Consider the following 13,445-nt stretch of genomic DNA (forward strand, 5'->3'; position numbering starts at 1 on the left):
AGCTTCCTGCTCTCCACTCTGTCTTTTGTCTTTGAATCGTTATTAGGCTTTGATTTCCGCAATAACTTCAATTTCAACCTTCACATCACGTGGCAAGCGGGCTACCTCAACAGCTGATCGAGCTGGAAACTCATTGGTAAAGGCTGTTTTATAGACCTCATTAAAAGGTACAAAGTCATTCATATCACTTAAGAAGCAAGTGGTTTTGACCACATGATCAAAGTCTGTTCCGGCTTCTTTTAGAATGGCTCCGATATTTTTTAACACTTGCTCTGTTTGCTCTTGAATGGTTTGGCCAATGATTTCTCCTGTTTCAGGGGACAGGGGAACTTGACCACTTGCAAATAAGAGATTGCCGACAATTTTCCCTTGAACATAAGGTCCAATTGCTGCAGGTGCTTGATCTGTATGAATTGTTTTTCCCATCGTATTCTCCAAGTCTATTTACTTTTGCTGGTTTTCTTTTGCTAATTTTTCCCTTTGGAGACGCAATTTGCGTTTAGGGTTTAGCGTATTAAACAGTTCTTCTAATTTTTCAGCATTCCAAACATCGGCAGCTGAAACAAAATTTCCATTTTCATCTCGAAAAGAGATTGGTTTATCTCCCACTGAAAAAGCCTCATTTCTTATTTGGAATCCTAGATTCGGTCAGGATACACTTTAATCTACAAACTCAAATTCAAAGTTTCCGATCCGAACGATATCGCCATCTTTGGCCCCACGCGCACGGAGAGCTTCATCAACCCCCATTCCACGCAATTGACGGGCAAACTTCATCACCGCTTCATCACGATCAAAATTGGTCATGGTAAAGAGTTTTTCTAGTTTGTCACCAGACAAGACCCAAGCGGCATCGTCATCACGACTAATATCAAAGGCTGGTTGGTCTTCATCAAAGCCGTAGTAAACTTCTTCTTGCGCCAGTTCATCTTCAGTATACAAGAGGAATTCAGGCGTTTTATCAACCAACTCTGCCGTTGCTTCTAACAAATTGTCCAAGCCTTGTTGCGCTAGGCTAGAGATCGGAAAGATTTGTGGAAGCTCATCAAACTCATCGTAATTGGCCGCTAGTTTTTTCTTAAATTCTTTCAAATTTTCTTGGCTCTCTGGCATGTCCATTTTATTCGCCACAATAATCTGTGGACGCTCCATGAGACGAAGATTATAGGTTTCAAGTTCGTTATTGATCTGAACATAATCTTCATAAGGATCACGTCCTTCACTGGCTGACATATCAATGACATGCAAGATGACACGGGTGCGCTCGATGTGGCGAAGGAACTGAGTTCCTAATCCGACACCTTGGCTAGCTCCTTCGATCAATCCAGGAAGGTCAGCTACCGCAAAGGATTCTCCAGACGGTGTTCGAACCATTCCCAAATTTGGAACGATGGTTGTGAAATGGTAGGCTCCAATCTTTGGCTTAGCTGAAGTGATGACGCTAAGAAGGGTCGACTTCCCAACAGATGGAAAACCAACCAAACCAACGTCCGCCAAAATCTTGAGTTCCAGTGCCAATTCGCGTTCTTGACCAGGTTCTCCATTTTCAGAAATTTCAGGTGCTGGATTCTTTGGTGTTGCAAATCGAATATTGCCTCGTCCGCCTCGGCCACCGTGAGCAACAATATATTCTTGACCATTTTCGACCAAGTCCGTAATGACTTTCCCCGTCTCGACATCTCGCACGGTCGTCCCTTGGGGAACGCGTACATAGAGGTCTTCGGCGCCACGTCCATGCATGCCCTTGGTCATTCCTTTTTCCCCATTTTGGGCTTTGAAATGACGGTTATAGCGGAAGTCCATTAGTGTGCGCAAGCCTTCGTCTACTACGAAGATGACATTGCCACCACGACCTCCATCACCGCCCCAAGGCCCCCCATTGGGGACATATTTTTCACGACGGAAGGCCACCATGCCATCTCCGCCATTTCCAGCCTTGACCTTAATCTTAGCTGTGTCTAAAAACATACTCATAAATGAATGATTTCCTTTATATCTATGTGCACCTTAACTTAATAAGAAAGGGCACCGATTGCTGTAGCAAAAATCGCACCAACTGTTACGATCAACATGATCACAATAACCACCATGGTAATCATTTCAAATGGTGTTTTTTTGCGTTTTCCGTTATCTCCAAAAGCCACTTTTTATACCTCGTTACTATAAATTCATTAGCCCTATTTTACCACGAAATAGGGGATTTTTCAAATAGAGCCTACACAAAAAGAGACTGGGACAAAAGTCCTAGCCTCTTCATTGCTTTTGGATTGTCGAGCAAGACGCAGTGGTTGAGTGCTCAAAGCACTGCTTTGAGGTGGCGGATAGAACTTGCGAAGCAAGTATCCTAAGTCTTTGTTCGCTTTTTATGCTTCAAAGATGCCCTATGTTGACGGAAACTATGTTTCCTTTATCTGCAACCTTCAACAGTCTCCCAGACTGTTGAAGCTATGCAGAGGTGGGACGACGAAATCGAATTCTAACGAATGACCGATTTCTGTCCCACTCTCTTCGATTTACTTTAAAATGAGTCTAGGGTAAGCCAATCTGGCTCCTTAGCAGGCGTTTCTCCTATCTAGCTTCAGAGGATATTAAAGCCCGATTTCTGCTTGGACAACTGCTGCAATGGTATCTACATAGTAGTCTACTTCTTCATGTGTAGGTGCTTCTGCCATGACACGAAGAAGAGGTTCTGTTCCACTAGGGCGAACCAGGATCCGGCCATTTCCTGCCATTTCCGCTTCCATTTTTTCAATGATCTCACGAATAGCAGGCACTTCCATCGCCTTGTCTTTCATACTATTTTCAACCCGGATATTGACCAGTTTTTGAGGATAAATGGTCACTTCTGCAGCCAATTCAGACAATTTCTTGCCGGTTTCTTGCATGATTTTTGTCAATTGAACCCCTGTTAATTGGCCATCACCAGTTGTGTTGTAATCCATGATGACTACGTGACCAGATTGCTCACCACCAAGGTTGTATCCTGACTTGCGCATTTCTTCGACCACATAGCGGTCTCCAACAGCCGTGATTTCTTTGTGAATTCCTTTTGCATCCAAGGCCTTGTGGAATCCGAGATTGGACATGACAGTTGTGACGATTGTATTTTTTTCGAGTAAGCCTTGACTTGATAGGTAGGATCCGATGATGTACATGATCTTATCACCGTCTACGATCTCTCCATTTTCATCAACAGCGATCAAGCGGTCACTATCGCCATCAAAGGCTAGACCAATGGTTGCACCAACTTCTTTCACTTTTTCTTGTAAGTGCTCAGGGTGCGTGGAGCCAACACCATCATTGATATTCAAACCATCTGGCGTTTCACCAATAACCGTCAATTGTGCTCCCAAGTCTGCAAAGACCTGACGAGCACTTGTTGAAGCGGCACCATTTGCAGTATCCAAAACAACATGCAAGCCGTCCAATTGAACCCCTGTAGATACGAGGAATTCTTGGTATTTGCGCAAGCCTTCTGGATATTCCATGACCGTTCCTAAACCTTGAGCACTTGGACGTGGAAGGGTATCTTCAGGCGCATCCAATAGAGCTTCAATTTCAAGTTCCCGATCGTCATCCAACTTGAAACCATCACCACCAAAGAATTTGATTCCGTTGTCCAACGCTGGATTATGGCTAGCAGAGATCATCACTCCTGCGCTTGCTTTTTCAGTACGGACCAGATAAGCAACACCTGGAGTTGCAATCACTCCCAATTTGTAGACACGAATCCCCACGGATAAGAGTCCGGCAATCAGAGCGTGTTCCAACATTTCACCAGAAATACGCGTATCGCGCCCAACAAACACTAGGGGTGTTTCTTCTTCATGTTGGCTCAAGACATAGCCACCGAAACGGCCCAACTTAAAGGCCAATTCTGGCGTTAATTCTACATTTGCTTCTCCACGGACACCGTCCGTTCCAAAATATTTACCCATTATGTATTACCTTTTACTTTCTAATTGCTTGAACTGGAGGAAGTCGACGAAGAGCTACTTGAGCTGGACGAAGACGAGTTCGTCTTGGTTGTCACCTGGATGTGCATCTCACCAGGTTTTACCACACCTGGTAGGACATTTCCTTGGGCATCTACCGCATTTAAAGAAACAGTTCCACTATAGTTTCCACTGATCATTTCACTGGAAGGGAAGACCGCTTCGACATGATCGATCCGACTCAAGGTTTCTTGGTCACTTGTTACTTCTACTTTAGAAGTTTCTAGAGAAATATCCGTTACCGTCACCCCTTCAACGATCTGATTGTGAGGGATCGTAGCCCTAACAGAAAATGATTTTTTCGCTTTTTTACCAATTTTCACCGAAACCTTCTGTGGCTCAACGGTAGCTGTCAAACCGGCCGGTAGGTCTTTTACGACCAAGGGGACTTCAATCGTTCCTTCTTTTTCCTTCCGAAGATCGGCGACCACTCGAAACTTCCGAGTGCTTGGCTGCATTTCACTAGCAAGGGCAACACGATTGGACCCTTTCAGAAAAACGGTCACTTCTGAGGTCAAGCCACTAACGAAGTAGGTTTGATCATTGTACTTGGCATCAATCGGGATGTTGGTTAAGGTATTGGTATAGGTTTCCGAGCTAACCTGCCTTGCACTACTATTGTTTTGAAAATTAAAGGAAGAGGCATTGATAAACAAGATGACGGACAATAAGACCGAGGCAAAAACATACAGAAATTCTTTTTTGGATCTCATTTTACCAACCTCCCCAAAATTCGTTCTTTTAAGCTACGATCTTTCTTTTCGTCAGGGACAAGAAAACTCCTTAATTCTTTTTCGAACTCATCTAGCGTCAGATCGTGCAAAAATCTGCCATTATTGGTCACAGAGATCCCACCTGTTTCTTCAGATACTACAAAAGTAAAGGCGTCTGACACCTCTGAAAGACCAATAGCTGCCCGGTGACGGGTTCCAAATTCTTTTGAAATCATACTACTTTCTGTCAAAGGTAAATAGGCACAAGAAACTGCGATCTTATCATTTCGAACAATAACAGCACCATCATGCAAAGGTGTGTTTGGAATAAAGATGTTGATTAATAATTCACCAGAGACCTCAGCATCCAAAGGAATCCCGGTCGAAATATATTCTTGAAGGGTTCTAGCTCCTTGAATGGCCACCAAAGCTCCTATCTTACGAGGACTCATATAAGCTACTGCCTTAACATAGGCTTGGACCATCTTCTCTTCCTGACTGACTTCACTGGTCACAAAGAATTCTGTGGCACGCCCTAGTCGCTCCAAGCCAACCCGAATTTCTGGAGAAAAAATCACAACCAGAGCGATGACCCCATACGTAATGACCTGATTGATCAACCAAGAAATCGTCGTTAAACCTAAAAAGTTGGCTAAAAATTGAAGCAAGAAAAAGATAATGACACCCCGCACCAAAATCATGATTTTGGTACCGACAATCGCCTTGATCAAAAAATACAATAACCAAGCTACTAGGGCAATATCAATGACGTTGATAACGATACTCCACCAATTTGGAAACAAACTCGTCCAAAATTGTGGATTTGTAATCTGTTGAATGTTCATAAGCTCACACCTACCACTTCTCTTAAAGACATCAATCTATTATATCACGTTTCATAAAATTTTTCTGTAACCTTCTGATGCTTTTTATGATAAAATATGATTTATGAAGATAAATACAACCTTGGGCGTCTTGGCAGGCAAGCTATCCGGCTCTATTCTTGAAAAAATGGGGCGCGGATCAACCCTCCCTGGAAAATTAGCCCTCAAATTTGATAAAGATATTCTTAGCCAATTGGCTAAAAACTACGAGATCGTTGTCATCACTGGGACGAATGGAAAAACCTTGACCACAGCCCTAACCGTTGGGATTCTACAAGAGGCCTTTGGACCCATTTTGACTAATCCAAGTGGGGCCAATATGATTTCTGGGATCACGACGACCTTTATAAGGGCTAAGCACTCGAAATCAAATCGCCCGATTGCTGTTCTTGAAATCGACGAGGCCAGCCTCTCTCGGATTTGTGATTACATTCAGCCAAGCCTTTTTGTGGTTACCAATATTTTCCGAGACCAAATGGATCGCTACGGAGAGATCTATACGACCTATCAGATGATCTTAGATGCCATTCAAAAGGTCCCAACTGCAACGGTTCTGTTAAATGGTGATAGTCCGCTCTTTAATAGTCAGACTCTTTCAAATCCCATCCAATATTATGGCTTTGATACTGAAAAATCTGAACCACAACTCGCTCATTACAATACGGAAGGCATCCTGTGCCCGCATTGCCACAATATCCTCAAGTACAAGCTCAATACTTATGCCAATCTTGGAGATTATATTTGTGAACACTGTGGCTTCCACCGGCCGTCTCTCACTTATACACTATCGGATCTGCTCTCTCTAACTCAGAATTCTTCTAATTTCCGGATCCAAGGCCAAGACTACCACATCAATATTGGTGGCCTTTACAACATTTACAATGCCTTGGCAGCTGTTTCCGTTGCAGGATTCTTTGGAGTTCAACCGGAAGTGATTAAGCAAGGATTTGACCGTAGTCGGGCCGTCTTTGGCCGTCAGGAAACCTTTAAAATCGGTGATAAAGAATGTACCTTGGTCCTGATTAAAAATCCGGTCGGAGCGACCCAAGCCATTGAAATGATCAAACTTGCTCCCTATCCATTTAGTTTATCAGTCCTTTTAAATGCAAACTATGCGGATGGGATCGACACTAGTTGGATTTGGGATGCAGATTTTGAGCAAATTACCCAGATGGACATTCCTGAGATCAATGCTGGTGGAGTACGTCACTCTGAAATTGCTCGTCGCCTTCGGGTCACTGGCTATCCTGCCGAAAAGATCACAGAGGTCGCTGGCTTAACGGAGGTCTATGAACGAATCAAACAGCAAAAAACGTCGCATGCTTATATTTTAGCGACTTATACAGCTATGTTAGAATTCCGCGAGCTTTTAGCTCAAGAACACCTGATTGAAAAGGAGATGCACTAATGACTTATACTTCCCTTGAATCTTCTCATCAGGTTCAATACCCTTATAGTCTACGCATTGCCCATCTCTATGGCAACTTGATGAATACCTATGGAGACAATGGAAATATCCTCATGCTCAAGTATGTAGCAGAAAAACTTGGGGCTCATGTGACAGTCGATATCGTCTCCCTCAAAGACCGATTTGATCCAGATACCTACGATATCGCCTTTTTCGGTGGAGGACAAGATTTTGAACAAACCATTGTTTCAGAGGACCTACCCGATAAAAAAGAAGACCTCGAGCGCTTTATTGATGAAGATGGTGTGGTCCTTGCTATCTGTGGTGGCTTTCAACTTCTAGGCCAGTACTACATTGAAGCTTCTGGCAAACGCATTGAAGGGCTCGGTATTATGGGGCATTATACCCTCAACCAAGAAAACAACCGCTACATTGGTGATATCAAAATCCACAACGAAGAATTTAACGAAACCTATTATGGTTTTGAAAACCACCAAGGTCGGACCTTCTTGGCTGAGGATGAAAAACCGCTAGGTAAGGTTGTCTATGGAAATGGGAACAACAAAGAAGATGGGTGCGAAGGACTTCACTACAAGAACGTCTTTGGCAGCTACTTCCACGGTCCCATTCTTTCTCGGAATGCCAATTTAGCCTATCGCTTGGTGAGCACTGCCTTAAAAAATAAATATGGCAAGGACCTTTCCCTACCGGCTTATGAGGAGATTCTAAGTTTAGAACAGCCGGAAGAATACGCTGATGTGAAGAGCAAGGCTGAATAAAGCCACCATTTATGAGGAGATACAAATGACGAAAAAGAAAGTTCAATATGTCGCACTTTTGATATCCATTTTATTGATTGCGATCATTTCACTAGCCAATATGCAGACTGTGACAGTAAATTTTCTACTGGTCCAATTCAAACTGCCATTAATTATTTTGATCTTAATCTGTGTTTTGTTGGGTTCCTTGGTTACCTTCTTGGTCAGCCTCCCAAAAGACTTTTCACTAAAAAATGAACTCAAGTCAGCCAAAAAGCAGTTGGGACAAAAAATGGCAAAAGAAGAAAAAGTAAAAGACTAAAAAAGCACCGATTGGTGCTTTTTTCATGTTGTTCTAATGATTTTTTGCTTGTAGCTGCTTGGCGACTACTTGTGCTAGGAGTGAAAAGAGAATAACTCCAGCTCCAATTAGGAGAAAGGATTCTACTCGGACACTTGGTAAACAAGTCATCAAGCCTTTAGCCACAGGCATAAAGAGAATGGCTAGGGTAAAAATGGTGCTTAAGACCCGGCCCAGGTAGTCTCCTTCTACCTTGGTTTGCACTTGGGTAAAAAAGTGAATATTAAAAATCGTCATAAAGAGTTCACAGACTAAATTTCCAGAAAAGGAAAGAAGGTGAGGAAGTGGCAAGCCCAACATGAACACTCCCACTCCTGTGAGGATTATTAAGAACAAAAGTGTATTCATGCTCGATTTAAATTTATTTGCTATGAGTGCTCCGATGATGGAGCCAATTGCACCCATGGTTAAGATAGTTGCATAGGCTCCGTCTACACCATAAAGTTTATTTGAAAAAGGGAGCAAAAACTCAAAAGCTGCAAAAAAGAAATTTACACTTGAAGCCACTAACAAGAGAAAGAAAATTTCTTTTTGATGCCTGATATAGTGCAAGCCATCTTTGATATCCGCAAAAATATCTTTCCCTGTAAAACTCTTATGCTCTTGAACCTTTGGTTCTTCTTTTGGAAGTAAAGCCACTAGAGAAAAAGCAATGAAAAAAGTCAAAGCGTCTAGTAAGAGCGTCATATGAAGACTAGCAAATTGTAAAACAAGGAAAGAGAGCACAGGTGAACTAACACCAACTACCTGCAAGACCAACTCCAAGTGTGCATTATAGGTCACTATCTCGTCCTTTGCTACCACCTCTGTGATAATAGCTTTATTGGCAGGCCGAGAAAAAGCAAAGGCAATAGCCTGGACAATATTGGCAACAATCAGGGCCGCAATCATCCAACGATCGTTCCTGATAAAAGAAATCGCCAAACAAAGGAGTCCACAAACCAAGTCGGTCGTCATCAAAATCTTGCGACGGGAAAAACGGTCTGAAATCACGCCTCCAAAGGGATTAGCTAGTATAGCTGTCACCAACTCCGAAATTTGATAAATCCCTAATACTGTCTTTCCCACCGTCCCCATCGAGGCCAGCCAAACACTATTCCCATAATCATAGAGCATATTCCCTATTTTATCGATCGCGCCACGAGCAATTAATTGGACTGCATGTCGATTCATAAAAAAACCTCCTTCATTTTCTGAAACTATTGTATCAGTTCATGAAAGAGATTTTCATTTTGTCCCTTATTTGGGAAAATTAATAAATTACAATTTTATAAAAGAATACCTACTGTACTTTTGATTGAAGCAGCTTAGCTACTAGCTGAGCCAAGAGTGAAAAGAGAATAACTCCAGCTCCAATCAGGAGAAAGGATTCTACTCGGACACTTGGCAACCAAGTCATCAAACCTTTGGCGATGGGCATAAAGAGAACAGCCAAAGTATAAATCGTACTCAAGACTCTCCCCAGATAATCATCTTCCACCTTGGTTTGCACTTGAGTAAAAACGTGGATGTCGAAAATGGTCACAAAAAATTCACAGACCAGATTTCCCGAAAAAGAAAGATAAGTCGGAAGAGGCAAGCCCATCATGAACACTCCTACACCTGCCATGATCAGTAAAAACAGGAGAATTTTCATACTTGATGTAATTTTATTGGCAACAAGTGCTCCAAGAATAGATCCAATAGCTCCCAATGTTAAGATGGTCGCATAAGCCCCCTTGCCCCCGTAAAGTCGATTGGAAAAGGGAAGTAAAAACTCAAAAGCCGCAAAAAAGAAATTCACGCCGGAAGCCACCAACAAGAGAAAGAAAATGTCTTTCTGATGCCAGATATAGTCTAACCCCTCCTTGATATCAGAGAAAATATCTTTCCCCGTAAACTGTTTCTTTTCTTGAACCTTTGCTACTTCTTTCGGAAGGAATGCCACTAGGACAAAGGCAATGAAAAAGGTCAGCGCATCTAGCAAGAGGGTCGCATGGAGACTGGCAAATTGTAGAACTAGGAAAGAAAACATGGGAGAACTGACACTAACAACTTGTAAGACCAGCTCCAAGTGCGCATTATAGGTTACAATCTCTTCTTTCTCCACAACTTCTGTAATAATGGCTTTATTGGCAGGTCGAGAAAAACCAAAGGCAATGGCCTGGACAATATTGGCAACAATCAGAGCCGCAATCATCCAACGATCATTTCTGATAAAAGAAATCGCCAAACACAGGAGACCACACACCAAGTCGGTCGTCATCAAAATCTTGCGACGAGAAAAACGGTCTGAAATCACCCCTCCAAAAGGATTCACGAGGATCCCTGTCACTAACTCAGAAATCTGATAGATTCCTAATACCGTCTTTCCTATAGTCCCCATTGAGGCCAGCCAGACACTATTCCCATAATCATAGAGCATATTTCCAATTTTGGTAATCGCTCCACGACTAATTAATTGGACCGCATGTCGGTTCATAAAATCTCCTTTATCTCTCTCCTATTTAGGAACATTCATCTATTACAAATTTATCAAAGTGTTCTTGATAGTAAGCTACCTGCTCTGGAAGACCTAGCACATCAAAAATATGCATAGCCTCTTGCATTTGCTGACTCCCTTCTTCTGTTTGCCCCTTCTGATAAATGGCAAAGCCCTTGAGATAATGAAAGATATTGCGTTCATAGAGTTTGATGCTCTTGCCGATAATCTTTTCCACATAAGCTTCAAAATAACTAGCACTTTCAAAAGAACGGTGTTCTAAACAATGCTGGTAGCAATTGAGAGCTAGAATCAAGACCAGCTTTCGATGACGACCAATTTCCTTGTAGAAATCTTCCCGCTCCATCACTTCTCTACCAAGCCGAGTGACATAATCCACATCATAAAAACTATAAAGATTGCCAAAGAGGATCAACTCATACATGGTCCATTCTTCCGTTTGAAAGAGATAGTCCGCCACCTTGTCCAGATCGCTCTGCTTCATCGTGTAGCTGGCATCTCTCTGGCAAATCAGCCCTTGTAACAAAATCCAGTTCAATTCAAAATAAAGGGGATTGGTCGAACTCTTAGCTTTTTCAAGTTCCTCCTCTTGAAGCCTTTGAAAACCCGCAATATCGTTTGCATAATAAAGAGGAACCAACTGAGCAATTAGGGACACATGCTCATGGTGTTGAAAATTTCTGGCCTTATCCATAAAATTTTCAATCGTCACATGGATATTGTCTAATATCTCAAAGAAGCGCGACGTAGCCAGATCCGACTCCCCCAATTCAAAACGGGATAACTGGGAGGTCGAGCAAGCTTCTCCAGCGGCTCCTTTCAATGAATAATTTTTACTGATTCGAAATTCACGAAAAACTTTGCCTAGATCTTCCATTTACTCCACCTGCTCTGACAGTTCTGCCCACTCTTCCATGACCTCTTCCTGCTGGACAGTCAATTGGTCCAGGTCACTCTGGAGTTGAACTAAGTCGGCTGCATCATTGGTGCTCTGCATGGTTTCGGTGATGGTTTGGATTTTCTGATCTAGCTCTTCCATCTCTGCTTCCAATTGCTTAATGCGACGGGTGATTTTGCGGAGTTCCTTTTGGTTTTGTTTTTGCAGATGATAATCATTGCTGGTGTCTTCTTCGGTCGAAGAAACAGGCACAGCTTCTGCTTGCGCTGCAGCAAGGGCCTCTAACTCTGCTTTCTTCTCCAGATAATAATCATAGTCTCCCAGATAAAGGGTCGAGCCCTCTTCTGAGAGTTCCAAGACTTGGGTCGCTACCCGATTGATAAAGTAGCGGTCGTGGCTGACAAAGAGCAGAGTCCCATCAAAATCAATCAAGGCATTTTCCAGTACTTCCTTGCTATCGATGTCCAAGTGGTTGGTCGGCTCATCGAGAATCAAGAAGTTATTATTCTCCATAGAAAGCTTGGCTAGAAGCAAGCGCGCCCGCTCTCCACCCGACAGCATGCCGACGGTTTTCTTGACATCATCCCCAGAGAAAAGAAAGGCTCCAAGGCGATTTCGGATTTCCACTTCTGGTGTCAGTTTAAAGTCATTCCAGAGCTCATCCAAGACACTGTTGTGAGGGGTTAGCTTACTTTGGGTCTGGTCATAGTAGCCCACCTCGACATTGGCCCCAAAACGGGCTTCCCCCTTGATAAAAGGAATCTGTCCAACGATAGACTTGATAAGAGTAGACTTCCCGATCCCATTTGGCCCCACAATGGCGACCGCATTCATCTTGCGGATATCCAGATTGATAGGCTCGGACAGAACTTGATCGTCATAGCCGACAGCTGCCTCTTCTACTGTCAAGACAACATTTCCCGATGTCTTATCGGAATGGAAGGTCATATGGGCAGACTTGGTCCCAGCTTCAGGCTTGTCTAAGCGCTCCATTTTTTCCAACTGCTTGCGACGAGACTGGGCCCGCTTGGTGGTTGAGGCCCGCACCAAATTACGATTAACAAAGTCTTCAAGTGCTGCAATCTCTTTCTGTTGTTTCTCGTAGTTCTTGGCTTCGGTCAGGAGTTTTTGCTCTTTTTGCTCGACGAAGCTGGAGTAATTGCCGACATAGCGGTCCAAGGAATGCTTGGTCAAATCTACTGTCACAGTTGCGACTTTATCTAAGAAATACCGATCGTGGCTGACAATGAGTAGGGCCCCACTATAATTGACCAAGTAGTTTTCCAACCAGGCGATGGTCTCAATATCCAAGTGGTTGGTCGGCTCATCCAGCACCAAGAGATTTGGCTTTTCTAAGAGCATCTTGGCCAGAGCCAGACGGGTATTTTGCCCACCAGACAGCTCCTCAATCTTCATCTGCCACATGGATTCATCGAACTTGAAACCATTTAGAATAGCTCGGATATCTGCCTCATAGGTGAAGCCACCAGCTTGACGGAATTCTTCCGATAAACGGTCATAATCCTGCATGAGCTTTTCTAGGTCAGCCCCAGTTTTTTCCCCCATCTCAAGCTCCATCTGCCGCAAACTTTTCTCGGTCTTTCGGAGATCGTCAAAGACATGGAGCATCTCATCGTAGATAGTATTGGTCGACTCAAAGCGGCTATCCTGGGCCAGATATGAGAGAGAAAGGTCCCGTTTTTTATTGATTTCCCCAGAAGTCGGCTCTTCTTCTCCCACCAAGATTTTTAAGAGCGTAGATTTCCCTGCTCCATTCTTTCCGACCAGGGCAATCCGGTCCCGCTCATCTATTTGCAGGCTGATGTTATCAAAAAGAACCTCCCCTGCAAAAGAGCGTTCAATTTTGTTGGCTTGTAAAATAATCATGTCCCTATTTTACTATCTTTTTACAGATTAAACAAGGAAAGATGAGCCCTCAAAAAAAT

Annotated in this window: 14 protein-coding genes; 3 read left to right on the forward strand and 11 right to left on the reverse strand. The window is 43.2% G+C overall.

Annotated features, from left to right (window positions below; genetic code table 11):
* Positions 1 to 42: 42 nt before the first annotated feature.
* From HA044_RS03330 to cdaA, 7 genes are all read right to left on the reverse strand, one after another.
* The gene (locus tag HA044_RS03330; protein ID WP_187539268.1) at positions 43 to 426 is read right to left on the reverse strand and encodes a RidA family protein; all 384 of its coding nucleotides are present in this window, start codon (positions 424 to 426) and stop codon (positions 43 to 45) included.
* A gap of 18 nt (positions 427 to 444) precedes the next feature.
* Positions 445 to 609 (reverse strand): hypothetical protein, encoded by a 165-nt coding sequence (locus tag HA044_RS03335; RefSeq protein WP_003006512.1) that lies wholly within the window; start codon positions 607 to 609, stop codon positions 445 to 447.
* 51 nt (positions 610 to 660) lie between these two features.
* Positions 661 to 1,974, reverse strand: coding sequence for a GTPase ObgE (gene obgE, locus HA044_RS03340; RefSeq protein ID WP_187539270.1), 1,314 nt, complete (start codon positions 1,972 to 1,974; stop codon positions 661 to 663).
* Between the two features lie 38 nt (positions 1,975 to 2,012).
* Positions 2,013 to 2,144: a DUF4044 domain-containing protein gene (locus tag HA044_RS03345; protein ID WP_003011566.1), complete on the reverse strand. Its 132-nt coding sequence runs from the start codon at positions 2,142 to 2,144 to the stop codon at positions 2,013 to 2,015.
* Between the two features lie 444 nt (positions 2,145 to 2,588).
* Positions 2,589 to 3,938, reverse strand: coding sequence for a phosphoglucosamine mutase (gene glmM, locus HA044_RS03350; RefSeq protein WP_187539273.1), 1,350 nt, complete (start codon positions 3,936 to 3,938; stop codon positions 2,589 to 2,591).
* Between the two features lie 20 nt (positions 3,939 to 3,958).
* Positions 3,959 to 4,708: a YbbR-like domain-containing protein gene (locus HA044_RS03355; protein WP_187539274.1), complete on the reverse strand. Its 750-nt coding sequence runs from the start codon at positions 4,706 to 4,708 to the stop codon at positions 3,959 to 3,961.
* Complete coding sequence (cdaA, locus tag HA044_RS03360; RefSeq protein ID WP_187539276.1) at positions 4,705 to 5,553, reverse strand: diadenylate cyclase CdaA; 849 nt, start codon at positions 5,551 to 5,553, stop codon at positions 4,705 to 4,707. The genes HA044_RS03355 and cdaA overlap by 4 nt, the downstream gene beginning before the upstream one ends.
* Positions 5,554 to 5,656: 103 nt before the next feature.
* On the opposite strand from cdaA, the gene murT reads away from it, so the two are divergent.
* Genes murT through HA044_RS03375 form a run of 3 tightly spaced genes read left to right on the forward strand, consistent with a single transcriptional unit; the run spans position 5,657 to position 8,080 of the window.
* On the forward strand, positions 5,657 to 7,000 hold the full coding sequence (gene murT, locus HA044_RS03365) for a lipid II isoglutaminyl synthase subunit MurT (RefSeq protein WP_187539278.1): 1,344 nt from the start codon (positions 5,657 to 5,659) through the stop codon (positions 6,998 to 7,000).
* The gene (gatD, locus tag HA044_RS03370) at positions 7,000 to 7,779 is read left to right on the forward strand and encodes a lipid II isoglutaminyl synthase subunit GatD (RefSeq protein ID WP_187539280.1); all 780 of its coding nucleotides are present in this window, start codon (positions 7,000 to 7,002) and stop codon (positions 7,777 to 7,779) included. Before murT ends, gatD begins: the two co-directional genes overlap by 1 nt.
* Before the next feature lie 25 nt (positions 7,780 to 7,804).
* Positions 7,805 to 8,080 (forward strand): lipopolysaccharide assembly protein LapA domain-containing protein, encoded by a 276-nt coding sequence (locus tag HA044_RS03375; protein WP_187539282.1) that lies wholly within the window; start codon positions 7,805 to 7,807, stop codon positions 8,078 to 8,080.
* 33 nt (positions 8,081 to 8,113) lie between these two features.
* On the opposite strand, the gene HA044_RS03380 is transcribed toward HA044_RS03375, so the two are convergent.
* The 4 genes from HA044_RS03380 to HA044_RS03395 form a co-directional block, all read right to left on the reverse strand.
* Positions 8,114 to 9,292 carry an MFS transporter gene (locus HA044_RS03380; protein WP_187539285.1) on the reverse strand — a complete coding sequence of 393 codons (1,179 nt, stop codon included), beginning with the start codon at positions 9,290 to 9,292 and terminating at the stop codon, positions 8,114 to 8,116.
* A 109-nt stretch (positions 9,293 to 9,401) separates the two neighbouring features.
* Positions 9,402 to 10,580 (reverse strand): MFS transporter, encoded by a 1,179-nt coding sequence (locus HA044_RS03385; RefSeq protein WP_187539287.1) that lies wholly within the window; start codon positions 10,578 to 10,580, stop codon positions 9,402 to 9,404.
* Positions 10,581 to 10,605: 25 nt separating this feature from the next.
* Complete coding sequence (locus tag HA044_RS03390) at positions 10,606 to 11,478, reverse strand: MutR family transcriptional regulator (RefSeq protein ID WP_187539289.1); 873 nt, start codon at positions 11,476 to 11,478, stop codon at positions 10,606 to 10,608.
* Positions 11,479 to 13,386, reverse strand: a complete 1,908-nt coding sequence (locus tag HA044_RS03395) for an ABC-F family ATP-binding cassette domain-containing protein (RefSeq protein WP_187539291.1) — start codon at positions 13,384 to 13,386, stop codon at positions 11,479 to 11,481.
* Positions 13,387 to 13,445 lie beyond the last annotated feature (59 nt).

Origin of the sequence: Streptococcus sp. IMAU 99161, from assembly GCF_014435245.1 — a bacterium.
GTDB classification, from domain to species: domain Bacteria; phylum Bacillota; class Bacilli; order Lactobacillales; family Streptococcaceae; genus Streptococcus; species Streptococcus lactarius.